This is a genomic window from Leuconostoc carnosum, assembly GCF_007954525.1.
In the GTDB taxonomy this organism is placed as follows: Bacteria; Bacillota; Bacilli; order Lactobacillales; family Lactobacillaceae; genus Leuconostoc; species Leuconostoc carnosum.
Genome location: NZ_CP042374.1, coordinates 1,032,034 through 1,057,330, shown reverse-complemented (window position 1 = coordinate 1,057,330; position 25,297 = coordinate 1,032,034). Strand labels below are relative to the sequence as shown.

24 protein-coding genes are annotated in these 25,297 nt (G+C 36.2%); 7 read left to right on the top strand and 17 right to left on the bottom strand.

The genetic code is table 11. The features are described 5' to 3' along the window. Nucleotides 1-45: 45 nt before the first annotated feature. The 3 genes from recQ to FGL89_RS05260 all read right to left on the bottom strand — a co-directional run bounded on the left by recQ (nucleotide 46) and on the right by FGL89_RS05260 (nucleotide 3,606). The gene (recQ, locus tag FGL89_RS05270) at nucleotides 46-1,863 is read right to left on the bottom strand and encodes a DNA helicase RecQ (RefSeq protein ID WP_014974993.1); all 1,818 of its coding nucleotides are present in this window, start codon (nucleotides 1,861-1,863) and stop codon (nucleotides 46-48) included. Nucleotides 1,864-1,957: 94 nt separating this feature from the next. Beyond that, nucleotides 1,958-2,614: a histidine phosphatase family protein gene (locus FGL89_RS05265; protein ID WP_014974994.1), complete on the bottom strand. Its 657-nt coding sequence runs from the start codon at nucleotides 2,612-2,614 to the stop codon at nucleotides 1,958-1,960. A gap of 167 nt (nucleotides 2,615-2,781) precedes the next feature. Next, nucleotides 2,782-3,606 (bottom strand): LysR family transcriptional regulator, encoded by an 825-nt coding sequence (locus FGL89_RS05260; protein WP_014974995.1) that lies wholly within the window; start codon nucleotides 3,604-3,606, stop codon nucleotides 2,782-2,784. A gap of 142 nt (nucleotides 3,607-3,748) precedes the next feature. Between FGL89_RS05260 and FGL89_RS05255 the strand changes: the two genes are divergently transcribed. Together FGL89_RS05255 and FGL89_RS05250 are read left to right on the top strand one after the other, a co-directional pair. After that, nucleotides 3,749-4,747, top strand: coding sequence for a YeiH family protein (locus tag FGL89_RS05255; RefSeq protein ID WP_014974996.1), 999 nt, complete (start codon nucleotides 3,749-3,751; stop codon nucleotides 4,745-4,747). Between the two features lie 96 nt (nucleotides 4,748-4,843). Then, nucleotides 4,844-5,182: a hypothetical protein gene (locus FGL89_RS05250; protein ID WP_014974997.1), complete on the top strand. Its 339-nt coding sequence runs from the start codon at nucleotides 4,844-4,846 to the stop codon at nucleotides 5,180-5,182. A 29-nt stretch (nucleotides 5,183-5,211) separates the two neighbouring features. Here FGL89_RS05250 and FGL89_RS05245 read toward each other — a convergent pair whose 3' ends face one another. Beyond that, nucleotides 5,212-6,567 (bottom strand): Na+/H+ antiporter NhaC family protein, encoded by a 1,356-nt coding sequence (locus FGL89_RS05245; protein WP_147000443.1) that lies wholly within the window; start codon nucleotides 6,565-6,567, stop codon nucleotides 5,212-5,214. Between the two features lie 321 nt (nucleotides 6,568-6,888). Further along, nucleotides 6,889-8,106, bottom strand: a complete 1,218-nt coding sequence (locus FGL89_RS05240) for an MDR family MFS transporter (RefSeq protein WP_014974999.1) — start codon at nucleotides 8,104-8,106, stop codon at nucleotides 6,889-6,891. A gap of 164 nt (nucleotides 8,107-8,270) precedes the next feature. Between FGL89_RS05240 and zwf the strand changes: the two genes are divergently transcribed. Next, nucleotides 8,271-9,731: a glucose-6-phosphate dehydrogenase gene (zwf, locus tag FGL89_RS05235; RefSeq protein ID WP_014975000.1), complete on the top strand. Its 1,461-nt coding sequence runs from the start codon at nucleotides 8,271-8,273 to the stop codon at nucleotides 9,729-9,731. 68 nt (nucleotides 9,732-9,799) lie between these two features. Here the strand turns inward: zwf and FGL89_RS05230 are convergent, their stop codons facing one another. The 7 genes from FGL89_RS05230 to FGL89_RS05200 all read right to left on the bottom strand — a co-directional run bounded on the left by FGL89_RS05230 (nucleotide 9,800) and on the right by FGL89_RS05200 (nucleotide 17,748). Then, the gene (locus FGL89_RS05230) at nucleotides 9,800-11,617 is read right to left on the bottom strand and encodes a bifunctional metallophosphatase/5'-nucleotidase (RefSeq protein ID WP_014975001.1); all 1,818 of its coding nucleotides are present in this window, start codon (nucleotides 11,615-11,617) and stop codon (nucleotides 9,800-9,802) included. Nucleotides 11,618-11,989: 372 nt separating this feature from the next. Then, nucleotides 11,990-12,604 carry an ABC transporter ATP-binding protein gene (locus FGL89_RS05225; protein ID WP_014975002.1) on the bottom strand — a complete coding sequence of 205 codons (615 nt, stop codon included), beginning with the start codon at nucleotides 12,602-12,604 and terminating at the stop codon, nucleotides 11,990-11,992. Nucleotides 12,605-12,617: 13 nt separating this feature from the next. Further along, nucleotides 12,618-13,373, bottom strand: coding sequence for a hypothetical protein (locus FGL89_RS05220; RefSeq protein ID WP_014975003.1), 756 nt, complete (start codon nucleotides 13,371-13,373; stop codon nucleotides 12,618-12,620). An 88-nt stretch (nucleotides 13,374-13,461) separates the two neighbouring features. Next, entirely contained in the window at nucleotides 13,462-14,334 is an 873-nt protein-coding gene (locus FGL89_RS05215; RefSeq protein WP_014975004.1) for a sensor histidine kinase, read from the bottom strand. Next, complete coding sequence (locus FGL89_RS05210) at nucleotides 14,321-14,974, bottom strand: response regulator transcription factor (RefSeq protein WP_014975005.1); 654 nt, start codon at nucleotides 14,972-14,974, stop codon at nucleotides 14,321-14,323. Before FGL89_RS05210 ends, FGL89_RS05215 begins: the two co-directional genes overlap by 14 nt. Nucleotides 14,975-14,981: 7 nt before the next feature. After that, nucleotides 14,982-16,994: an FtsX-like permease family protein gene (locus FGL89_RS05205; protein WP_014975006.1), complete on the bottom strand. Its 2,013-nt coding sequence runs from the start codon at nucleotides 16,992-16,994 to the stop codon at nucleotides 14,982-14,984. Between the two features lies 1 nt (nucleotide 16,995). Next, the gene (locus FGL89_RS05200; RefSeq protein WP_014975007.1) at nucleotides 16,996-17,748 is read right to left on the bottom strand and encodes an ABC transporter ATP-binding protein; all 753 of its coding nucleotides are present in this window, start codon (nucleotides 17,746-17,748) and stop codon (nucleotides 16,996-16,998) included. A 213-nt stretch (nucleotides 17,749-17,961) separates the two neighbouring features. Here FGL89_RS05200 and FGL89_RS05195 point away from each other — a divergent pair, with 213 nt between their 5' ends. From FGL89_RS05195 to FGL89_RS05185, 3 genes are all read left to right on the top strand, one after another. Then, complete coding sequence (locus FGL89_RS05195; RefSeq protein WP_014975008.1) at nucleotides 17,962-18,402, top strand: MarR family winged helix-turn-helix transcriptional regulator; 441 nt, start codon at nucleotides 17,962-17,964, stop codon at nucleotides 18,400-18,402. Further along, the gene (locus tag FGL89_RS05190) at nucleotides 18,399-19,280 is read left to right on the top strand and encodes a metal ABC transporter solute-binding protein (RefSeq protein WP_014975009.1); all 882 of its coding nucleotides are present in this window, start codon (nucleotides 18,399-18,401) and stop codon (nucleotides 19,278-19,280) included. The genes FGL89_RS05195 and FGL89_RS05190 overlap by 4 nt, the downstream gene beginning before the upstream one ends. A gap of 127 nt (nucleotides 19,281-19,407) precedes the next feature. Beyond that, a complete protein-coding gene (locus FGL89_RS05185) occupies nucleotides 19,408-20,268 on the top strand; it encodes an aldo/keto reductase (RefSeq protein ID WP_014975010.1) in 861 nt (286 codons plus the stop codon). 82 nt (nucleotides 20,269-20,350) lie between these two features. Here FGL89_RS05185 and FGL89_RS05180 read toward each other — a convergent pair whose 3' ends face one another. The 5 genes from FGL89_RS05180 to FGL89_RS05160 are packed head-to-tail and all read right to left on the bottom strand — an operon-like array spanning nucleotide 20,351 to nucleotide 24,214. Then, the gene (locus tag FGL89_RS05180; protein ID WP_014975011.1) at nucleotides 20,351-21,118 is read right to left on the bottom strand and encodes a DUF2705 family protein; all 768 of its coding nucleotides are present in this window, start codon (nucleotides 21,116-21,118) and stop codon (nucleotides 20,351-20,353) included. A 3-nt stretch (nucleotides 21,119-21,121) separates the two neighbouring features. Continuing rightward, nucleotides 21,122-22,027, bottom strand: coding sequence for an ABC transporter ATP-binding protein (locus tag FGL89_RS05175; RefSeq protein ID WP_014975012.1), 906 nt, complete (start codon nucleotides 22,025-22,027; stop codon nucleotides 21,122-21,124). 29 nt (nucleotides 22,028-22,056) lie between these two features. After that, a complete protein-coding gene (locus FGL89_RS05170; protein ID WP_147000487.1) occupies nucleotides 22,057-22,923 on the bottom strand; it encodes a hypothetical protein in 867 nt (288 codons plus the stop codon). Beyond that, entirely contained in the window at nucleotides 22,920-23,825 is a 906-nt protein-coding gene (locus FGL89_RS05165; RefSeq protein WP_014975014.1) for an ATP-binding cassette domain-containing protein, read from the bottom strand. Before FGL89_RS05165 ends, FGL89_RS05170 begins: the two co-directional genes overlap by 4 nt. Continuing rightward, a complete protein-coding gene (locus tag FGL89_RS05160) occupies nucleotides 23,822-24,214 on the bottom strand; it encodes a GntR family transcriptional regulator (RefSeq protein WP_014975015.1) in 393 nt (130 codons plus the stop codon). The genes FGL89_RS05165 and FGL89_RS05160 overlap by 4 nt, the downstream gene beginning before the upstream one ends. Nucleotides 24,215-24,519: 305 nt before the next feature. Between FGL89_RS05160 and FGL89_RS05155 the strand changes: the two genes are divergently transcribed. Then, on the top strand, nucleotides 24,520-25,080 hold the full coding sequence (locus FGL89_RS05155) for an ECF transporter S component (protein WP_014975016.1): 561 nt from the start codon (nucleotides 24,520-24,522) through the stop codon (nucleotides 25,078-25,080). Nucleotides 25,081-25,297 lie beyond the last annotated feature (217 nt).

Here is a 25,297-nt window from a genome sequence, read left to right as displayed (position 1 = left end):
AGATACTACTATACCAGATAAACAAGCTAGTAGCAAGTGTTTTCTCTATTCTCGTACTTGTAAGTCATCTGCAAGCACATGAGCAAAGTCGTTATGATAGATTTCAAACTTCTTTTCACCAACACCAGAAAGTGCCAAAAATTCTTCATCTGTTTTTGGCCTGAGAATTGCCATATTCATCAAAGTCTTATCCGAAAAAATAAGAAACGGTGGAATACCTGCCTCTCGAGCCAATTCCAGCCTTTTTGCCTTCAACCTGGCAAATAATTGATTATCATCATCAGATAATTTCAACCCTTTGGCAGCAGACGTAACTACTTTTTGCTGTGCCACCACAGAACGATTCAGTCGTTTTTCCACAACCAATTGTCCTTTAAGCACACGAGCACCGATTTCTGTCACCTTAAGCACTGGGAACTCGCCACCCGCTGTTTTCAAGTAACCATCAGCCGTTAGAAAATCAATAAAAGCCGTTAAATCTTTCAACGTATGTGCTTTCATCAAGCCATATGTGGGTAATTGGGTCAAATAATCATACTTTTTCACAGTGGCATCATGTGAACCCTTTAATATTTTGGCAACCATTGTTTTACCAAAGCTCTGATTCATACGCATCACATTGGCCAGGACCTTTTGGGTATCTGTCGTCACATCAACCATCTCGCGAGAATCTAAGCAGTTCGAACACATCTTGCAATCTTGGTCAACGATTTCACCAAAATAACCTAATAAATAGCGTGGTAAACAAGTTTGCGTATTAGCAAATGCATTCATTTCTCGGATTTTATTATACTCATTTTGTTTATATTCTTCTGAACCACCAGATTTTTGTACAAAAAATTCTTGTAAGTGCATATCTTGTGGTGCATATAATAGTACAGCTTCAGCAGGCAAGCCATCACGTCCAGCGCGCCCAATTTCTTGATAATAGGCTTCGATATTTCCTGGTACAGAGTAGTGGATAACAAAGCGCACATTGGGCTTATTAATGCCCATACCAAAAGCATTGGTTGCGACGATTACCTGCACATCGTCATATAAGAATGCTTCCTGCATGGCTTGCCGTTCATGTTCAGGTAACCCTGCATGATAACGACCAACTTTAACCCCTTTTTTATGTAAAAATTCATATAATTCATCAACTTGTTTACGTGTAGCCGCATAAATAATACCACTTTGCTCACTATTTTCACGTAAATAATCTTGCACGTAACGTCGTTTGTCAACATAATGCATGATTTTAAGCGCAAGATTATCACGAGCAAAACCTGTCAGCACAGTATCTTCGTCAGAGACATCAAGTAACTGCTGCAAGCTCTCACGGACACGTTCAGTAGCTGTTGCAGTTAATCCTAAAACAGCTGGTGAACCAGGAATTTCATGTAATAATGGTAAAATATTTAAATAACTAGGTCGAAAATCATGCCCCCATTGTGACATGACGTGCGCTTCATCAATCGCAACCAAATCAATTGGCAACTGTTGAATAAAACCAAAAAAACTTGGAATTTCCAAGCGCTCTGGTGATACATACAACATTTTATAGAGACCCGCACGAATATCTGACATGCGTTGCGCCTGCTCTTGTCCTGTTAATGTAGAATTGAGAAAAGTTGCATCAATCCCCATCGTATTAAGACCATCAACCTGGTCTTTCATCAAAGAAATTAATGGTGAAATAACTAAAGTCAACCCCTCAAACATCAGTGCTGGTAATTGATACGTGATCGATTTACCACCACCAGTTGGCATAATTGCCAATGTATGTTTATGAGCTAACACTTTTTCAATAATATCTAATTGTCCTGCACGAAAATCATCGTACCCAAATACTTCTTTTAAAATCTCACGCGGTGTTTGCATATTATTATTATAAGCTATTGTACCAAATCATGTTTGAACAAATAAGTAAATTTCCAGGAAACTAACCATGATGTATTTTAAACGCATTAACCGTTCAAAATACAGTACTTGTATCATTAAACATTTCAACACTTAATGTGCCATCATTAGCCATATCAAAAACTGCTACTGCACCATTTTGAGGTCGATTTGCTTTAGACAAATGACCATAATGCTGTGCTAAATTCCAAATTAATTGACCGTGAGAAACTAGCAATACTGTTGCATCACTAGCATATGTTTTGTGTAATGTTGCCAGCGAGTGATCTATCCTTTGCCAAAAATCTGAAGCACTTTCACCTAAATGTTTGGGATCTACCTGATAAATTGTATCCATAATCGTTGTCATATCAGCTTGTTTGGTAATCTCATCTGGTGAATCCGAATCAATACCTAATGCTTGACCAGTGGCTTTCCACACATCCGCATTTAGTCCGCCCTCAAAGCTACCAAAAAAATATTCTCGCCAGTCTGATGTAAACGTCAGTTTAGGTGAGTCATGGTTATTAGCTGATAAGATGTATTCTGCTGTGTGAATTGCACGCGATGTATCGGATGATATTGCTGCATCAAATTTCACATTTTGCAAACGCCGTCCTGCTGCTTGCCCATCTTGTTTACCCTGATCTGTCAACGGTGTATCTGCCCAACCTTGCACTTTATCTAGCGTGTTAAAAATCGTCTGCCCATGCCGCACTGCATAAATTTTCATGAAAATTCTCCTTAATGATTTTTATATCATAATATTATTGATATTGTCATCGCCTATTACAAAAAATGTAAACTCTGCTAATGGCAAGATTAATTGATGTTATCAAGCGGTTTTGGCCGCACCATATCGCGTACATAATAACTCTCTCAAACAAACTACACAAACCATTATTCCGCTACATCACGTGCTATGTCTACCACTTGCTTATACCATTTTAAAATATCTGTCCGATTTTCGTGAGCCGAACGAATCACATAAAAAGATCGATTAAACATACTATCCAAGGTTTGGTAAGGCATATTATCAGTTAATGCTTGCACGCTGACAATTGATTTTCCAAAATTTTCTGATAACATTTTTACGATAATATCGTTGTTAGAAATTGTCAAAAAATGATTAGGCACCAAATTATTTTGTTTAAAATACTGCTGTGTGTAGTGATAAACGCCAGAACCTTTTTCACGCACTAACCACAAATTCGAATCTAAATTTCCCGCTAACACAAGTTGATCCTTAGCAATTTCTTCTCGTACAATAAAATCATGTGTAATCGGTTTTTCAATAATGCCAAAATTGAATCGATGGTTCAATACACCTGCCAAAATTTCTTCAGAATTGTGCATCTCGATTTGAATATCCATTGTATTAAATTGCGTGTGTTCTATTTTTGAAAATATTTTTGGTAGTAAAACTGTTGCTGAAGTTTGAGAAGCCGCAATTTTAATGTTCGTACGCTGTTCTTTTTCCAAACTATCTGTAATAGTCTGCCATTGGTCTAACAGCTGTGCTGCTTTTTGATACAGCATCCGTGCATTATTTGTTGGCGTGAATTCAGTTCTACCATTACGATGAAATAATATGATATTTAACTCTTTTTCCAATTGTTGAATGTGCACACTAACCGTGGGTTGAGAAATAAATAATTGGTCGGCTGCTTTAGAAAATGATCGTGTTTCATAAACAGCAATAAAAGTTCTCAATAATTTAAACATAAGTTTTCCTATTAGTTTTATTAATTAAACACATTATAAATATTTATTTTACAAATAGCAAACACAGGGGTAGCATTAACTATATTGAAAATTAAAATTGCATGCCGAAATACTCAGCTGCAGTCATACATGGAGAGAGATTATGAGAATTAAATCAAATATGGTATCTGGTATCATCATTACCTTAATACTATCTGCAGTTGCAAAAATTTTAGCCATTTGGTTACCGTTTTTAGGTGCTGAAGCAATCGCCATGCTGCTTGGTATTCTACTTGGAAATACCATCCTGAATCAAGCTGCATTTGCCCCTGGCATGAAATGGGCTGAAAAATTTCCTATTGAAATTGGTATTGCTTTAATGGGATTAACAGTTACTTTAAGAACAATTGAAAATCTTAAACTGCATGGTTTGCTTTTCATTATTCTCCAAATGACCTTAACTATTGTGATTGTCTTATGGATGGGTGGTCGTTTATTTAAAGTAACCAGTAAATCAGCCATGTTAATGGGCGCAGGAAATGCGGTTTGTGGTTCAAGTGCGATTGCATCAGTTGCACCAGCCATAGGCGCAACTGATGATCAACGTCGTACAGCTGTGGCCACTGTGAGTTTGACTGGTGTTGTCCTCTTACTGATTTTACCAATCGTTGGCCCACATTTAGTTGGCCATAATAACTTACTCCTTGGTGCTTTAGTTGGTGGTGTTGTTCAATCTGTCGGTCAAGTTGTTGGAACAGCAGCCTTAATCAATCCTACAGTTGTCACCTATGCCACTTTATTCAAGATGTTACGCATCATCCTCTTAACAGTTGTCGTACTGATCTTTTCAAAAATGGCACAAAAACAAGACCAAGCTGCTGCTAATATCAATGAAACACATCATGGCGTTAAAATCCCTTGGTTTATCATTGCCTTTGTTATCCTATTACTCGTCAACAGTTTCATTATATTGCCACATGCAATGACTTTCAGTGCAAAAACGATATCTGGATTCTTCGGTGTTGTCAACTTAGCCGGTATTGGTTTAAATTTGAAAATTGATACGATTAAGAAATCAGGTGGTAAGTTCTTAACTTACGGACTGGTAACTGGTTTAATCCAAGTCGTTATAGCCGTTATCTTAATTACTGTCTTGTTTTAGACAAGTATTTTACACTAAAAAACTATCATATCTTAATGATAGTTTTTTTTAGTGTAAATAAGCTTTCCTTCGTATCATCTATCAGAGGCATATCAAATGAAATTATCAGTTATCATATCAGCGCTATTCATCACATGTTTAATTACTATACCTATACAAAAAGCCATCATTCCCTCTGTATCAGCCACCAAAAATGAAGCTGGAAAAATAAAAATAACTAATCACAACACAAGTTATCTCACAATCAACATAACAACTGCCGATGAAGTTTGGATTAAAGATAACAAAACAGAGTCCTTACGAAAAAACTATCAAATCGCGCCCAATCAAAGCATCGTTATTTCTGCACACGGATCTGGTAGAACCTGCTGTGTTGACATATCAAAACCCAACCATTTCCTCAAAAAATTCACCTTCAGATCGTTACCCATGTAAAAAATACGCCCTTATTAAAGGCGCATTTTTTACTGCTTTTTCTGTTTTAAACCAATACCTGTAAATGCTGTCACCACTGACATCACTGGCGATAAAATAGCAAAAAATGTAAATGGTGCAAAATCGATGACTGAAACATGTAAAGTTTGCGCAGCGAATGCACCAGCTACACCCCACGGTACCAAATAATTCATAACCGTACCAGAATCTTCAATGGTTCTCCCCAAAGCCAAAGGTGATAAATTAACACGTTTGAACGAGTCTTTGAATAACTGTCCTGGCAAAATTGTGGCTAAATACTGTTCCCCAACTAAGAAATTAGCAGCAATACCAGTTGCTAACGTGGCTAAAATAACCGAGCGAGATGATTTGAGATGTTTGGCAACAGGCGCCATCACTGCTTTCAAAATACCTAAGCCATTTAATAAACCACCCATTGCCAAAGCCAATAGAATAATCATCACGGTACTCATCATCGATGCCATACCACCACGATTCAATAGTGCAGTCAAGGTTGGGTCTGTACTCGTTGTTTTAAAACCATCCACCAACAAAACAGACCAAGATTGAACTGAATGATCAGCTAAAAATGCAATACTAGATACAAAAATGTTAATTGTCAACGCTGCTACAGCTGGAATTTTAAGAAATGCTGTCACAATCAGAACAAAAATAGGCACAATTGCCCACCAAGTTGGTTGTAAAACAGCCATCATGGCGCTACTTTGCTGTGAAATATCTTGGTGCGTTTCATGACCCAAACCAAAGCCAACTGCTAACAACAGTGTCAGAATCAAGGCGGGCAATGTTGTCCACATTAAATTTTTAATGTGCGCAAATAAATCTGTCTCGGAAATGGCTGATGCCAAATTTGTTGAATCAGATAATGGTGAGCTTTTGTCCCCAAATATAGCACCAGATAAAAGCGTACCTGCAACTAATGCAGGATTTAACCCCATTAATGTCCCAATACCCATAAAAGCCACACCAACGGTTGATAAGGTCGTAAAAGCACTACCAATCACTGTCCCAACGACTGCCATTGTCATCAAAGCTGTTGGTAAAAACCAAGTTGGATTTAGAATTTTAAAGCCAGCCCAAATCATGGTTGGTATGACACCAGTGGATGACCATAAAGCAATCATAGCACCAATTAACAAAAACAAAAAAATAGGTGCAATGCCCGACTCCAGACCTTTGATTAATGCCGCTTGTGAGGTTAGCCAACTCACACCACACAAACGTGCCACAATCATAATCAATCCAATAGCAACCAGTAAAGGCGCTATTGGGCTAAGTCCAAAACTAATAATCCCAGTAGCTAGGATGACAATAATAGCTATCAATAGTACAAATGATAGGCGTCCAGATAATTTATGCACCATAAATCCAATCCTCCATATAAGTGTAATATAAAAAATCCCTGCTCTAGCCAATTAAGACTACAACAGGGACGAATCGATATTTTTAGAAATCCGTGGTACCACCCAGCTTACACTTCAGACAATGGTTAATTATCAAAAGTATCACTTAGCCATTTGCTATCGTGGTGGTGCCACGCTTAAATGTACGCAATAATATATTGCGCGCAGTAACGAATCGTAATTCAGATTTTTGCACCTGTGTAGCTCACACCACCCGCTACTTCTCTTAACACCGAATGCATATCTTACTAGAATTGCTTTATTTAAGATAGGCTAATTTTACTATGCTTGACCAGCAGTGTCAATATTTTTACTACGATACACAATTACCGATAAACTGATCGTGATACCAATCATAACCACAAAAACTGATATAAATAAGATGTTCATTAAACCATGATCCATCATAATACCAGAATACATTGGGCCTACCACACGTCCTGATTGTATCATCATGGATACAAATCCTTGTGCTTGTCCTGCCACTGATTTTGGAGTAATCTGCGCCACCCAAGCAGGTACTTGTGGACTTTGTAACATTTCACCAATAGTTAACAATTCAAACACTAAAACAATTTGCCAAAATGACTGAACAAAGATTAAAAAGAAGAAGCTTGAAGCAAAAATAACACTGCCAAGAATTACAGAAACATGATACGGATGTTTATTCGCCCAGTTAGATACAAATTTTTGTAAGAAAATAATTGTTATACCATTAATCATCCACAAATCAGCATAATTTCGCGTTGGCATACCCAAATCTTTCATATGTGGTGCCATGACTGTTTCCCAAAGCATATAAGATAAATAAGTAATAAATAATAAACCACCAATAGCAATCAATACAGATGTTAACTGAAACTTTACTTCATGTTGTTTTGGTGCCAACGTCTGCTCTGCTGAAAAATCTGTTGAACTCGTAAAATGATGGGTTGGTACGTTAAACTTCGTCACAATAATCAACAGTAAACCTGAATATAAGACAGTCGAAATCATCATTAACAGACTAAAACCATAGTCAAATAAGTAACCAACAGCCAATGTGCCTAAAACCACACCAATATTTAATACAATATACATGTTATTGAACACAATCCGTGTTTTTTCACCAGGAATTGTGGTGGCAAATGAATTAACCAACGTTTGTTCTAATCCCATGCCAAAATTAGCTAACCAAATTAATCCAGCAAACACCGGCCATCCATTCCAAAAAATCAGGCTCACCACTGAAACTAAAATGATAATCGCAGCAATGATCATTGATTCATATGGTCGCCAGCGATCAAACAATTTGCCACCAACAAAAGCACCAAAGACACTAATTAACGCACCAATCATTAAAACTAGACCAGCTGTTGTAAAACTTTGCTGTAAAACACTTGTCATATATAATGTTGTGACTGGCCACAACATTGAATTTCCAGTATTGGATAATAACGTCCCGACCAGCAGCCATTTTTCATTCAAACTTTTTGGCTTACCGGTTACATTATTCTGCATAAATACCCCCTAACACGTACTGAACAATAGGATTATTGTAACATGAAATATATTTTATTGTATGGCGCGGGTAATATGTTTGTGAAAAGCCATACTTTTACACTATTTTTGCGTTATAATAAATAGTGAATAAATACTTATACTATTAAATTAAGGGGAACATCATGGTTTCAGAAATCAAGACGTTGGTAACATTTTTCGGTGGTACTGGTGATTTGGCAAAGCGTAAGCTTTACCCATCAGTTTTCAACCTTTACAAAAAAGGTTACCTACAAAAACACTTTGCCATTGTCGGAACAGCCCGTCAAAACTTGACTGATGATGAGTTTAAACAATTAGTTCGTGAGTCAATTGCAGACTTTACAGACGATAAGTCACAAGCAGAAGAATTCATCACGCACTTTTCATATCGTGCACATGATGTTACAGACGCAGCATCATACGGTATTTTGAAGGAAGCGATTGAAGAAGCCGCTGATAAGTTTGATATCGACGGTAACCGTATTTTCTATATGTCAGTTGCCCCACGTTTCTTTGGTACAATTGCTAAATATTTGAAGTCTGAAGGTCTATTAGCATCAACTGGTTACAACCGTTTGATGATAGAAAAGCCCTTTGGTACATCATATGATACAGCTGAAGAATTACAACGTGACTTAGAAAATGCTTTTGATGATAATCAATTGTTCCGTATTGACCACTACCTTGGAAAAGAAATGGTTCAAAATATTGCGGCACTTCGTTTCGGTAACCCAATATTTGATGCAGCTTGGAACAAAGACTACATCAAAAACGTACAAGTTACATTGTCCGAAGTCTTAGGCGTTGAAGAACGTGCTGGCTATTATGATACAGCTGGTGCATTGTTGGATATGATTCAAAATCATACCATGCAAATCGTCGGTTGGTTAGCTATGGAAAAGCCAGAATCTTTCAATGATAAAGATATTCGTGCTGCCAAGAATGCTGCGTTTAATGCCTTAAAGATTTACAATGAAGAAGAAGTTAACAAGTACTTCGTTCGCGCACAATATGGTGCCGGTGATTCTGCAGCATTTAAGCCATACTTGGAAGAAATGGATGTTCCTGCTGACTCAAAGAACAATACCTTTATGGCTGGTGAATTACAATTTGATTTGCCACGTTGGGAAGGCGTACCGTTCTATGTTCGTTCAGGTAAGCGTCTAGCTGCTAAACAAACACGTGTGGACATTGTCTTTAAGTCTGGTACATTTAACTTTGGTACAGAACAAGAAGCGCAAGAAGCTGTGTTGTCAATTATCATTGATCCTAAGGGTGCGATTGACTTCAAGATTAACTCAAAGTCAGTCGAAGATGCTTTCAATACACGTATGATTAATCTTGATTGGACCGTTTCTGATGAAGATAAGCAAAACACACCTGAACCATACGAACGTATGATTCATGACACCATGAATGGTGATGGCTCAAACTTCGCTGACTGGAATGGTGTATCTATTGCCTGGAAGTTCGTTGATGCTATTTCAGACGTATATGCTGCTGATAAAGCACCACTTGAAACATACAAATCTGGATCTATGGGTCCTGAAGCATCTGATAAATTATTAGCTGCTAATGGTGATGCCTGGGTATTTAAAGGTTAATCTCCCAATTCTTAAAAAAACACCAAATAAAAAAGCAAAGTCTTGATTTTTAGGACTTTGCTTTTTTATTATTGAATAAGTGTTTTACGATCTAAAACTGGTGGCACAACTTTTTTAGCTGTACTTGTCATCGTTTGAATATAATTCACGAAGGTATCCGTATCGGTTCCAACTGCACCCACAAGTTTTGTACCTTTAAATGCCGTGAAATTATCACCACCACCGTGCAAAAAATCATTAATCACAACACGATAGCTCTGCGTGTCAGTGACTGCATTACCGTGGTTGTCGACAATATCTTTGACATTATAAAGTTGTTTTGTATCTGTAGATTTTTGGTAAGTATATTTTAAACCACTGACTTGCAAATAATATTGTTGATTTTCGTCATATTGTTGATTCAATGCTTGTCTAATTTGACTACCTGTCATTGTCACGACCTGTAAAATATTACCAAATGGTTGGACTGCAACGGCTGACCCCCACGTAATCGCTTGACGTTTGTTAACTATTAAGTCAGCGCGAACACCACCTGTATTTGTGAATGCAAAGTCCGGCTTCAATTTTGCTTTTTGTGCACCAAATAATTGACCATCAACAACCAATTCACCTGCAGCATTTTCTTTATTGGCATTATTGTGCAGTCGACCAGTTATAGTTTCGGCTTTTGCAGCATAGCCAATGACTTGGTTAACTTTCTTATTAACGCGTTTATCAGCATCTTTAACAATTTCTGCAACTGATTGATCATCTGTCGTCTTGGGATCGTCTTTTGCAGATAAAACAGGATAAACATGTGGTATCACATTAGTAAATTTACCAGTTTTGGGATTTACATAGCACCAGCTATTATCGTACGCTTTCCCAGTATAAACCGCTTGGACGACATGTGTATTTCCAACTTTGGCATTGGCATATTGATGTGAATGTGCAGCAAGATACAACCCAACTGCATTATCAGGTGCCAATGTATTGACCTTTTTTAAAATATCCACTGTTGGTCCAGTCGTGACTTTATTTTCAGTTTTAACACCGGTATGCCCAACAACTATAACCGCGTTAACTCCTTTGTCACGTAAGACTTTATCATATTTAGCAATTGTTTGTGCTTCATCAAGCACCTTATAGTCTTTGTAATTATCATATAAAGTCAAACTCGGTAAAGTAGATGTTTCCAAACCAATAATACCTATTTTAGCTTTTTTTCCATTTTGATTAACAGTTTTAATCAGATAAGGCTTATAGCCATATGGGATTTTATCGTCTTTTTTATTCACAACATTGGCTACAACCATATCAATACCAGAGTTACGATGTGGGTACTTTTTAACTAGCGTATCTGCCGTTTTACCTGGTTTTTGACCCGTTAAAATACGATTAAATTCAGGTAATCCATGATCAAACTCATGATTTCCAAGTGTTCCCACCTGAAATTTCATCGCTTTTAGCGCATGCATAGTAGATTCGTGTGCTAGCAATGATGAGTTAGCTGGTGATGCACCAACGATATCACCTGCTTCAATCCGTAAAGTATTATCTGATTTTGTCACTTTTTTAAACTGTGACTGTGCTTGATTCAGATAAGTTGCTAGGCGTGATACCGTGCCAGCATTAGCATACGTTTTGTCCCCAATTGCAACTTCTCCCGTCGTATCTAATCCACCATGCAAATCATTAATCCCTAAAACTTGAACAGCAATATCGTTCGTGTTTTTCTTTGATACCTGTTGGTACTCTGGTTCAAAGCTTGGCTTCGCGTAGTTATCACTGCCACTCGTTACTGCTACATCTGCACTAACCAACAATGCACCACTGGTAAAGGTTATACCAGCCACAATACCGCTCATTACAACACGTGTAACGGCCTTTACAAAATTAGATTTCATTCTCTTTCTCCCTCACAAGTGTTATTAGTATATCATTTCACAGACTCAATTTTTCATTATAATTGCGTTAAAATTAAAACGTTTTATATTAAAAAGTGAATATTGTTCGTGATTTTAAAAATAACAAATGCAAACTTTCAAGGTGAAAACATAATTGACGAACGTTGATCTAATAAAGATATAACAATAAATAACTACAATATACGAACATTATTAATTAAAACAGCATGATTGTTGCTTAATTTTATATTCACAATGTTCTTATTTAGGTGGTGCGATAATAAACTTAATTGTACATATTAAAAATGGGTCATAAAGTGAGAGTTATAACTCACTATATGACCCATTTTTAATATTTTCAGCTATAATTTTTTAGTTAGACTGTTCACTAAGACTATCGATGTGAATTATGCGAACTGGTAAATCTATGAGTTGTTCTAAATTATGTGTGGTTAATATAACTAACTTTTGGCGTTTTTGTACAAGAGAATTAATTAATTTCATAATAATCTTTGCATTTGTCACATCAACACCACTAGTTGGTTCGTCAAAAACATACAATTTCCTATCTAATAAACACTGTCCATAAGTTAGAATAATTTGTCGTTCACCACCAGATAATTGCCCCATTTTCACATGCCAAATTTTATCTAGTACTTCTCTTTTGATAATTTGAAAAATAGCTTCATTATTTTCTACAGCTTCACCACTTAATCGATGATACATCTGTATTGTTTGAGCCACAGTCAGCGTTGGGAAAAAGTGGCTACGCTGTAGTTGATAAGCAATATCCTGTTGTTTGGGAACATCTATTTTTTGACCCTTAGCACCTTTAATTTCTATGCCAGCAATAAAATCAAGCAATGTTGTTTTTCCAGATCCATTAGCCCCTGAAATCACATTGATAACCTGAGAAGAAAAATCCACTTGAAGATTCTCAGCTAAAACGCGATCACCATAGTGTACCGAATAATTTTTAATTTGCATTTTATTCTCTCCATTAGGCACGATCAGCAATAGCATTAACAGTTAATTTAGAAATAGCAAACCAACCGAGCACCAAGTACAAAGCAGTAACTCCAAGCCAAGCAAACATTATTTCGATATGCACAGTATGTTTAAAAACAAACAATAACATGAGATATGCTGTATCAGCTATGTACAAAACTGGATTTACTAAAAATAATAACTCACGGGTATTACTACCATCAGGTAATGTTACATATAAAAAGGAAACAAACAGAATGATAGAAGTAAAAATATTGATGGACTCAATTTTAACTTTTAACATAAATAAAAGACTACAGATAAATGCTACTGGTAAAGCCACTAAAAGCGTCACAAGCAGGCCCGCCAACAAATAACCAGTATGCCAATATTGGTAGACTATCATCACAATAATATTGAAAACTAATAATTCTAAATTTATAACAATCAATTGCACCAAAAAATGAGCGGTTAAAATTTTCCATTTCGATCCAACTATAAAAAATAGTTGCTTATAAAACCCACTTTCACGCCAAGCAATAACTGATACAATAACGTTATTTATAATCGTAACAATAATAATATATGCCCAGAAGCAACTCAGTACAGCTAATGTATTTTGACTAAAGTATCCCTTTGAATTTGATAAAGAATGAAGATGATTATATAAGAAAAATACAGTTGGGAATAATAAATTAAAAATAAAAACAAATTTATTACTCAACATGTTAATTAAATAGACTTTAGAAAGCGCTTTGATATCATTCACAAGTATTCTCCCTCTATGCACTGATGACCAATTATTAGCATTATACAATAATATCATGATATATAAAAGATAAATTCTAATAATTCATTCATTTAGTATGCGTGATGATTAGCGTGCTGCCAACCCCAACTTGCGATGTCACTTCAATTTGGAAATCTAATTTATCCAATATTAATTTAGCAAGATATAGACCCAAACCACTAGCTTTTTTATCTAATCGCCCATTATAGCCAGTAAACCCGTGGGCAAATAATCGCGGAATATCTTCTGCTAAAATACCAATACCTGTATCCGATATTTTTATGCCTTGATCAGATAATGTTATCGTGACCCGACCTCTATCTGTGTACTTCACTGCATTATTGATCACCTGTTCTAGTGCAACACCTAACCATCTCGCATCTGTTTTGAGTGTTACATCCCCAATAATTTCCACAGCAATGTTCTTCTGGATAAACTGTATCGCATACTTTTTTACTAGTCGATTTAGCAATGTGCGTCCATCCACTTGTTCAAATCTAAAATCCGTGGCAACATTATTAATACGCAGATATTCTAGCAAAATATTAAGATAATTTTCTAATGCAAATGTCTGCTTTTTTAATTCTGGCAAACGGGTTTGCGCAACTAAGTCAATGCTAGCCAATGGTACTTTCATTTGATGACTCCAGATCCGCATAATATCCAAAAATTCTTTCTCTTGTTGCGTACGCTGGGTTATTTCTGCAGTTAATTGTTGCACATCAGCTTGTAAATCGCGTAAGATTTGTTGCGTTTTTTTAAAGGCTAAATAATCAAAAATCATATACACAACTAGTGCCAAAACTAATAATACCCCTGCATTTCGTAACGGTGTCAATGGTAATTGCCACATCAAAAAGGTGAACCAGAAGCCCCCAAGTCCCATAAAAATAATCAATAATAAACTTAATCGTTTCTTTAGATACTCACCCCAAAACATAGCCCACCCCGCGCACTGTATGGATTTTATCAAAATTAATTCGTACTAATTTTTTTCGTAAGCGCGCCATATTAACCTGCAATGTATTCTCGTCAATAAAATCATTATTTTCCCATAGTTTAGACAATAAAACTTCTTTTGGTACGACAACTGCGCCATATTCAAATAATGTTTGTAATAGTCGATTTTCCGTACTGGTTAAATCGACTTTGCCACTCTCACCAATTAACTGATCATCAATCAATCGATAACCTGAAAAGGCAAGTTCACGCGTACTAAAATCATAACTTCGTCTTAACAAAGCTTGAATCTTAGCACTCAGAACGACTAAATTAAACGGTTTAGCAATAAAATCATCGGCTCCCATATTCATGGCCATAACCTGATTCATTTCATCATCAGCACTAGAAATAAAAATAATAGGTATTTTACTTATTTTTCGTAATTCTGTTGTCCAGTAAAAACCATTAAAATAAGGTAACGTAATATCCATCAATACTAGATCAGCATGCGTTTCAGTAATTTCTTGAACGACAGCACGAAAATTCAGTGCCGAAACGACGCTGAATTCATCAGATAATGCTAATTTTAAACTGGTGACGATGCTCTCATCATCTTCAACAATAAATATTTTCTGCATAACATCATTATACTTGACGCTGTACAATCTTGACATAACTACGCGATGTGACTTTATAAATAATATAGTACAGCAAGATAATCACAACAATCACAATTGCACTTACCGTTAACATCAATTGACTGTCAGCTACGCCAAAGACAGTTAAAATTTTTGATACCATGACGTATGAACCAGCAAAATGAATCACAGCAATAATAATTGGCGTGAAGAATAGTAAGCGAATTTGACTATTAATGGTTCGCGAAACTTCTTTTTTCGATAAACCGACTTCTTGCAGGATACGAAAAGCTTCTCGATCCTGTTCCCCTTCAGCAATCTGTTTATAATAAATAATTAAAGCTGCACCCAAAACAAATGTTAGTCCCAGAGTAAACCCAATAAATAGAAAGCCACTCAACGTACTGAGCGTTCCCTTTAAGTAGCTATACCGATCAACACTGTATCGCGCCATATTCTCATCTGTCAATTTTGTAAAAGCATCGACTAGTTTGGCGCTATCCGTCTGATTAAGATTAATCAAGAATTGACGTATAGGTAATTGATAAGGGTCTCCGTCCCTAATCATACGATTTTGGCTATCAATTAACTTTTTTACAACTTGATCATTGGCTGCCACAATAATAAAACTAGCATTCACTGAATTAAATTGCGCTATTGGAAAATTTTTCAATGCGTCAGTTTTCCTACGAACGACCAATTGATGACCAAACCACGTGATGCTGTCCGGATTAAAATGGCCATTATCATTGTGGATTAACACCTCATTTTTACCGATATTTGGTACATTATTACCCATTTTAATTAATGTTTGCCGTGAAATAATCTGTACTGTTTGTGCGTTCTTTGCATCTGATTGAGTTATTTCTGTAATTTTAGGGTGGCTGCTATCATTTACTTTGACAGTTTGACTACCAAAATCAACATATGAAATGCCCTTAGTGATTGATACATTTGATTGCTGTGCAGCAGTTGCCACGGCCCTATTGAACTGCTTTTCAGATGGTAGGCTGTCTTTAGACGACATCTCTTCGCCACTATGCTGCCCCAATGCGTTTAAGGTTGTTGTATAAGGCATATTTTTTAATGTGGCTTGACTCACTCCAACTTGTAACATGACAGTGGTAACTAATGTCACGATTGTCATAGTAATTAATATCGTAATATTCCCTAGCCCAATTGCATTTTGTTTCATACGATATAACATTGCATTTGTTGTAATAAATTTTTCGGGTCGATAATAACGTCGCCCTTTCTTTTGGTGTTGCAAGTACCAAATCGTAAAGGTCATATAAAATAAATAGGTGCCTGCAATAACTAACAGAACTGAAATAGCAAACATTTTAACTGCCGTTTCACCACTTTTAACAGTCACTGCCATATAGTACCCGATAGCTAATAACAAAACCCCTAAGAATGCTAATTTTACTCGTGCTTTTGGTTCACGCTCGCCTTTATTTTCAGAATGAAGTAATGACAAACTGGAATTGTGACGAATAGTCCACAATACAACAATTCCCAATAATATAAAGGTTATTCCAGTGACAGCCAATGGTTCAAGAATAGACAAAATAGTCAATGACAAGTTAAATACATGTCCACCTAAAATTGTCACAAAAATCAAAAAAAGAAATTTAGCCAAACTAATACCAAATACCAAACCAATTCCCATTGTAAATAAAAACAGCATGCCTAACTCATATAAAGCCACAATTGTAATTTGTCGTTTCCCTAGTCCTAGTACATCATATAAGCCAAATTCTCGTGACCGTTTTTTCAACAAAAACCGATAGGCATAAACACTAATACCAATTGAAAAAGGTGCTAATATTGCTAAACCAACCATTAAAATCATTGAAACTGCTTTTGGTTGGATTTGCAGTTGATTTAATTCGGGCGAAAAAGCAATCGCAGCCAACACATACGACATCACAAACATCGTACTAGTCGCTAACAAAAAAGGTAAAAAGTTCTTAAATGATTGCCTGATATTTCGGGCTGCTAGTTTCAGATAAAACATATCAGTTGCCCCCTAAAATAGTACTCATTGCCAAATTAATTTCTTTATTGAACTCACTCACACTGCGTTCAGCACGATACAATTGATGATAAATCATCCCATCTTTAATAAACAAGACACGTTTGGCATGACTAGCAACTACGCTTGAATGTGTCACCATTAAAATCGTTTGTCCTTGATCGTTTATTTTTTCAAACAAATTGAGTAAACGATCAGAATTTTTAGAATCCAATGCCGCTGTTGGTTCGTCCCCTAGTACCAAATCAGGATTTGTCATCAAAGCACGTGCCACTGCCACACGTTGCTTCTGACCACCAGATAACTCAAAGGGTTGTTTGTTTAATAATTCAGAAATATTGAGCTGTGGCGCCAACATATCAAGCCGCATTTTCATAGCTTGTACAGTTTCTCGATTCAATACCAATGGTAAATAGATATTATCTCGTACATTCAATGTATCCAACAAATTAAAATCTTGAAAAACAAATCCCAGATGCTCACGTCTAAATTTTGCAAGATCGTTTTCTTTAATGTTTGTAATATTTGTTCCGTTTAACAACACCTGTCCATGTGTTGACCGTTCTAATGTGGCTAATATATTCAATAATGTTGTTTTCCCACTACCCGATTCACCCATAATCGCAATATACTCCCCGTTGTCGACACTAAAATCCACATCGCGTAATGCAATCGTTGTTTCATTTGAAAATCGTGTTTTAAAAACTTTCTCAACGTGATTAACTTCTAATAACATAACTATTCCTCCAATATAGTAACTATTATGACTTAAATTGGGTACCAATGAGCTGACAAATTTTACTATAGCCTGACAAAATTGTCAGATTAGCGTATGGCAAAGCAACGCGTTCTCATTCGTTATATATGATTAAATATTCATTTGACAAGATGTTATCTTTCTTGTTATAGTTTACTGGTTAATTAACTAGTAAACTATAGAGGCCTCATCATGTCACAATCAGATAACATTATTCAGGAACTCAACACATTTGTCCAAACGTACGCAGCAAATTCTGAGTTCATTCGCACCACCGCTGCACAGCAAATTAATGCGACTCAAGCGCATCTACTGATGCTGTTACAATCAAATAACGCAACTAACAGTATATTAGCTGAAAAGATGAATCTCACCAAACCAGCGATTACCAAAGCAATTAAGAATCTAACTGCACATGGTTACGTTACCGCAACACAGGATGCTAATGATAAACGCAGTGTTAACTATGCGCTAACACCCGAAGGCATTCAATTAGCTTTGCAGCACCAACAGTCACATCAAGATTTGCACCAAACCATTGATCACACAATTGCTGGTTTTGAACCACAACAGCAACAAACTATCATTGAATTTTTGGTAAAAATTAATCAACTAGGAGAAAATCACTCATGAAAAAGCTTATTGCATTGATGGCCGTAATTATTATTGTCATCGTTGGTTTTGCTACCTTTAAAGGTACGGCAACTCAAAAAAGTAACGATAAAATAACAATTGTTGCATCAACTGATTTTTATGCTGACATTGCCAAAACAGTTGTCGGCAACCATGGTAGCGCCACAGCTATTATCAAAGACCCCAATGTTTCTCCTGAAGATTACGAACCAACAACAACAGTTGCCAAAAAAGTTAGCGGCGCAGATATCGCATTGGCTAACGGTCTGGGTTATGATGCTTGGCTTAATAAACTGGCCAAGACTTCTAAACACACACAGCTCATTCGTATTGGGGAAAACATTTTAAACAAGAAAAGTGGTGTTAACCCTCACTTATGGAATGATCCAAAAACCATGTCGGAAACAGCTCAATATTTAGCTGATACATTAGCTAAAAAAGATCCAACTCACAAGGCTGATTATCAAGCAAACGCTAAAAAGTATATTGCTAGCCTAAAACCTGTAACCTCTCTTATTGACGAGCTAAAAAAGTCTACCAAAAATCAAACTGTTGCCCAAAGCGAACCTGTTTTTGAATACATGCTTACTGCACTGGGTTATAAGGTAATGGACACAGGATTTTCTGAAGCTATTGAAGAAGGTAATGATCCTTCACCCGCAGATCTTGCTGCACTGAAATCTGCCATTACTAACCATAAAATCGCATTCTTTGTCAATAATAAACAAACAACCAGTTCTACAGTTTCGAATTTAGTTAAGCTGGCTAAAGAAAACAACGTTCCTGTTATTAATGTCACAGAAACTATTCCTACAAGTAAAACATATGTTAGTTGGAAATTGGAAGAACTCAAGCAAGTTCAAAAAGCGGTTCAGTAATATTTAGTGTGAGCACCAGACAAAAATTAAACTTTCAAAAGTGATATACTAATCCCAAGAGTAAGATATCAGTGCAACAATTTCTTACTCGATACAATTTGTTTAATCTTATTTGGAGGTACAATTTATGTCTTTAACAGACACTTACACACTCAACAATGGTGTTAAAATTCCAGTTATTGGTTTTGGAACTTGGCAATCTGCTGATGGTGATGTTGCTTATCAGGCAGTCAAGTGGGCACTAGAAGCAGGTTATCGACATATCGATACGGCAGCAATATACGGCAACGAGCAGTCCGTTGGTCGTGCCATTAAAGATTCTGGTATTGCGCGTGAAGATTTATTTATTACAACTAAATTATGGAACGACTCTCACAGCTATGATGCAACCAACAAAGCGCTAGAGACGTCATTAAATAAACTCGGTATTGACTATGTTGATCTTTACTTGATTCACTGGCCAAATCCGCATGACGTTCGTCAAAAGGATGAAGAGGCTTGGCAGGCGGCTAATGCTGACACATGGCGTGCCTTTGAAGCAGCTTACCAGGCAGGTAAAGCCAAAGCAATTGGTGTTTCTAATTTCCAGATTCATCATCTAGAAGCCTTAGCAAAAACACAAAAAATTGCGCCCATGGTTAACCAAAACTTTCTTAACCCTTCAGACGGTCAAGCTGAATTGGTAGCTTACAATACAGCACATGGCATGTTGAACGAAGCCTATTCACCACTAGGCACAGGTAAGTTAATCAATTTGCCACAAGTCAATGCTTTATCTGAAAAATACGGCAAATCTGTCCCACAAATTTTAATTCGCTGGTCCTTGGAAAAAGGTTTCTTGCCTCTACCAAAATCAACGCATAAAGAATTTATCGAAGCTAATGCTAACGTATTCGACTTTTCACTAACAACAGAGGAAGTTGATCAGCTTGATAAACTATCTGGTGTAAATGATGTGCATACCGATGCAGACAAAATACAATTTTAACCATGTTTCACGTGAAACATATTAACTAAAAAAGCACTCAGAAAGCTTAGTAACTTTCTGAGTGCTTTTTGGATCATTGTAATTAAACTGAGCGCTTCTTGAAAATAAGATATGCAATACCATATAAAAGTACAATGTATACTAGATAAGCAATAATGACTTCATTAGAAGACAGTTTGATCATCTCTTTAATGGCTGATGAACTTATACTACCATACATATTCATACCCAAGTAGACGTTGAATGGATTCCATTTCAATATTGGTGCTGATTGGATCAAAACAGCTGAAATACTACTAATAATGGGTGTCCCGATTGTCATAACAACGCCCATGCCAATGGCAGCGCCTGAACTTTTAACCAAGTTAGTCACTAACAATACCAACCCAGCCACAAAGATCATACCCGCAAGTATATTAAATACTTGCATGCCCATCATTTGCCAACCGTTACCAGCATAACCTGCCTTATCAGCAAAATTAAACTTCGGTACAAAAATTATTTTACTGATCATCGTACCAATAAATGCAGCTACAATCAACATGATATAGATGCTAAAATTCAAAACTAACTTACTGGCAAATACCATGCCACGACTAAACCGCCGTGATAATAATGGTCTAATTGTTCCAAAGGCAAACTCTTGTGAAACTGTAAGTGCCGTGATAATGATACCAGCCATATAAATGTAAATAGCACCTTGACCAAAAGCTAAGATTGTATCACCATTACGTTGAGACTTAAACACACCCATTATAATTAATGGAAATAGAAAACTTATGACCAACCATATAGCTAAGCGATTCTGTTTAAAAACCTTATAATATTCTTGTTTCATCAAAGTCAACATAACTTATTCCCCCTTATCGTCACTAGCTAATACATCAAGTAATGACTTTTCCAAATTCCCAGTTACAGTGTTAAGTGATTGAATTTGAATATCTGCACCATTGATTGCTGTGATAACTTGCTGTAAATTTTCTGCGCCAGATACTTGTACATGTCCCTCATCAAGCGTAGCATCCCAGCCATTGCTTTTTGACAATTGAACCGCCGCATCATTATTGGAAGTTGCTAATGTCCAGCGTACTTTATCATGGCTGAAAAATTCAGTCATTGTGGCAGTCTCAATAATTTTACCATGGTTAATAATAACAACGTCATCAACTAATTTTTGTAACTCATCAAGTAAATGACTTGAAATTAAGAATGCCACACCTTCATCAGCCAAACTACGAATTAATCCACGTAAATCATGCACAGATTGTGGATCCAATCCATTCATTGGTTCATCCAAAATAACTAATTTTGGATTACGAATCAACGCAATAGCAATGCCCAATCGTTGTTTCATTCCCAATGAAAAGTTTTTAGCCTTTCTCTTGCCAAAGTTGTCACCATCAATTTGTGTCTTTTGCATGAGCTCTTTAAAATCAGCCGGTTGTTTTGTATCCATGGCATATAGCTTAAGATGTTCTAAAGCTGTTAAATTAGGATAAATTGATGGGTATTCAATTAAATTCCCCATTCTGTCTAACGCTTGATGGTTATTGAAAGTGACTGATTGCCCATCAAAATTGATACTACCTGATGAGTAGCTCATTAATCCTGTTACTGCTCGCATTGTTGTGGATTTTCCAGCACCGTTAGGCCCGATTAAGCCCACAATATGACCAGCATTAACAGTAAAGCTAATGTTGTCCATCGCCTTCTTCTTACCAAAATTTTTATCAATATTTTTAACTTCTAATAAAGCCATTGCTTTCACCCCTTTTTCTTACTCTTCAATTACTTATCCCAGGTTAATTTAAACGTTGGTTTAAAGACAAATGCAAATGTAATCACCGCCATAATAGCTGGTATAATCATATTTTTAAATATGATGCCAGAATTAATGGGTGATCGTGTCTCCAACATCAATGTAAGATACATTGACACAAATACAAAAATGATAACTGGCCATCTCAGGTGACGAATTCTAACTGCTTCATCAACTGTGTCCACGCTAATCTTTGTTGATAAATAGCCACCTATCATAAATATAATGATTGCACCAGCCAGTATGATTAAATTGGCTGATAAAATTTGTAAATTATCATTATGCTCAAATAGTTTAACACCGAATATATTGTCAATCTTTTCAAACTGTGTAACTGGTGATATTGGAACAATTAGCATAAAGATAGCCCCAGTTATTTTCATCCAGATAGGACCAAATAATGTGTAGACAAAAGCCATTATACTTGCTATAAAGAAAAATTGCACACCATCTGTCGCATCACTACTAATAATATCAATCATCTTTTTAGGTTCTGTTAACAAAGTTAACACAATGTCCATTAGCGAAGATATCAAGATAGGCGCCACAATTAATAATATCACACGTGTTAGGAAGAGCTGCAGACGAGAAATGTTTTGTGTGAATAGCCAAGTGTCTAAATGTTTTAACTGGTCATTTAATACCGATGTTGCACCAACAAAAATCCAAATGCCAAAAACAACTGGTCCAAATTGTTCGCTAAAATGTTTCATTGTAATATTTTTCCACAATAAATTGGAAGTGACAGACACTACTGCCAACAAAACACCTAATGCTAATGCCAAAATAAACTGATTCTTTTTGATGGTTGTATATAAACGTATTGCTTGCTTCATGCCTCCTCCTCCAACTCTTGCTGCCATGCGTGTGCCTCTTTAGCAAAACTTGCGCGGAAAATGTCTTCACTACTAATCGGTAATTCTTCTACAAACTTAAAATCTGGACCTGCAAGCTTGATTCCGATAGCTTCTACAAAATCATTAAAAACAATAGTCACAATATGACCAGTTTGTGCAATGATTGTCCCACTACCACGTAAAAACTCTGGTAATTTATCGCCGACAAAAGCCAACTGATATTTCTTAATATTCTTATTACCTTCAATTGAAAAAGTACGGTCAATCGTTTGATTTTTCAATAGTAAAATACGATCAACTAATGTATCTAACTCCACTAGATTATGCGATGCAATCAGCACTGTGGTATTATGTTCGATGACCTGATTGACTATCATTTGCTTAACTTGATCTCTAATCAGCACGTCTAATCCATCTAGTGGTTCATCTAACAGAATATATGGCGCTCGACTCGCAAAACTCACAATAATCATAAATAACGCACGCATGCCCTTGGAATAATTTCGAATCCGTTTGCCATTATTTAAGTCAAAGCGCGTAATTTCTAAATCATACCAATCTTCATCAAAATCTTTATAAGCTATTTTCAAAATTTCTTTGATTTTTTGAGGTGAATAATATTTCAACCAATTATCTGGCATATCAACATAAAACAACTGATCATGTAAAGTAGTCGTATTGATATAATCCAACTCATTCAAGCCAATGCGACCAAAATCAGGTAATAACTCACCAGCAATTGTACCAAATAATGTTGTTTTCCCGGCACCATTACGGCCGACTAAACCAACAATTTCTCCCTCATTTAATTCAAAATTAATATTATGTAATACCGTTTTATTTTGAATTTTTTTAGAAATATTTTCAATTACAAGTGTCATGCGTTCTCCCTCGCAGGCTTTTTAGTGGAAGTACCATAAGCTTCAGCAATCCAGTCATTTAATTGCTGAGCGGAAATGGCGGCTCGTTTAGCTTCGATCACAACTTCCCCAAGCTGCTCACGTAGTTCTTCAATCAGGCGTTGGTCTGCTACTTGATCATCATTAGCACTCACAAACGTCCCTTTGCCCGTTACTGTCTCAATAACATGCTGTACTTCCAATGCCTTGTAGGCTTTAGCCACAGTATTTGGATTTAATCCCTCAATTAAAGCCATCTCTCTGACAGACGGTAACTTTTCTCCCTTAATTAGCACACCATCAGCAACCTGTGCCTTAATGCGCCACATTAATTGCTCGTACAATGGTTGATTCCGTTGAATTTGTGCCATTCATGTACTTCCTTTTTAAATTTTTGCTAGTTGCTTAGCCAAGTAACCAATACGACCAACAAATGTTAACTGTGTTTCATTAATTCCCCCTGTTACTACAGTGTCCCCTTCATAAGTAGACACTGTACTACGTGTACTATATTACGTGGTACAGATAATATTGTCAATAAAATGCCCGAATTTATTATATTTTTATATAAGAATTGCCAATTTATTTTAGTTTGTAAGTTTTTCTTTGCAAACATAATTACAATATTATGATAAAATAAATCTAATTATTAATTTAGGAAATCACGAGGCAAACTATGAAAGAAGATCGTGTGACGTTAACAATTGTTTTGGTTGCTTTTTTTGCAGCTATTACTTTTGTGGCTACAAGTATTCAAGTACCAATGCCATCATTAATTGGTAAGCCCTTTGTTCACCTCGGCAACGCTGCAGCCTTACTCTCTGTCTTATTATTAGGTTATAAACGCGGTGCTTTGGCCGGTGGGATGGGGTTAGCAATTTTTGATTTGACACATAATTATGTATTAGATGCACCTTATTACTTTTTTGAAGTGTTTGTTGTTGGTGGTGCGGCTATTCTTGTTGCCCGTACACTCCGATATCAGCGTAACCGACAAACCGTCAACCTTGTACTCATTATTTTCAGTGCAATCATTACTAAATTTATCACCTCAACATTGCATAATTTCGTGATGGCACTTGTTAAAGGATTAACTGTGCAACCAGCAATTGCTGCAACAATTACCTCAATCATCCCGACAATTGTTAATTGCATCATCACAATGATTGTCGTATTAATTGTTTTCCCTATATTAGACCATCAACTTCATGGTAAACTCATGATGTCATATAATTAGTAGCACGAGTAAAAGCAAAAAGCGCCGACAATAACTGTCAGCGCTTTTTGCTTTTAAATAAACGAAACCCCATATCAACTAAATAATACGGGGGAAAGAAAATATATTTGAGAATGAGAAGATAGGGAGAGAGAATGAGATGAGAAAATTTCTTATATTATTTAACGAGGTTTCGTTGTTTGATAAGTTAAGTATTCTTATCAATACATATATGATA